Annotated in this window: 1 protein-coding gene; it reads left to right on the top strand. The window is 72.5% G+C overall.

Features of this window, described 5'->3' with window-relative positions:
• The coding region (locus tag QN345_RS19855; RefSeq protein ID WP_323509218.1) for an RNA-binding S4 domain-containing protein at positions 1-279 on the top strand (279 nt) is incomplete at its 5' end.
• Positions 280-404: the final 125 nt, after the last annotated feature.

The following is a 404-nucleotide window of genomic DNA, read 5'->3' as shown; positions in this document are numbered from 1 at the left end:
GCTCAGCCGGTGCACATCGGCGACGAGGTCCGGGTGCGGTCGAGCGGTTTCGACCGGGTGCTCGTGGTCTCGAAGATCGTGAACAAGCGCGTCGGCGCACTCGTCGCCGCCGAGTGCTTCGTGGACAAGACCCCGCCGCCCCCGCCGCGGGAGGAGGTCGCGCTCGTGCCCATGCGGGACCGCGGCGCCGGGCGTCCGACCAAGCGGGAACGCCGCGACATCGACAAGCTGCGCGCCACGGAGCGGCAGGGCCCCGAGGACTGGCCGGAGAACGACTGAGGCTCCCCCGGCATCCGCTCGCCCCGTCGAATCCGTCAGGGGGCGAGGTCGGGAAGGGTGTGGATTCCGAAGTGCTCGCGCAGGGCGAGCGCGGCGGCGAAGCATCCGTTCATGCCGTGCACGGC

Source organism: Cryobacterium sp. 10I1, from assembly GCF_035019805.1.
GTDB classification, from domain to species: domain Bacteria; phylum Actinomycetota; class Actinomycetes; order Actinomycetales; family Microbacteriaceae; genus Cryobacterium; species Cryobacterium glucosi.
Note: the sequence above shows the minus strand (reverse complement) of the source record. Positions and strands in the feature narration are given on the sequence as shown.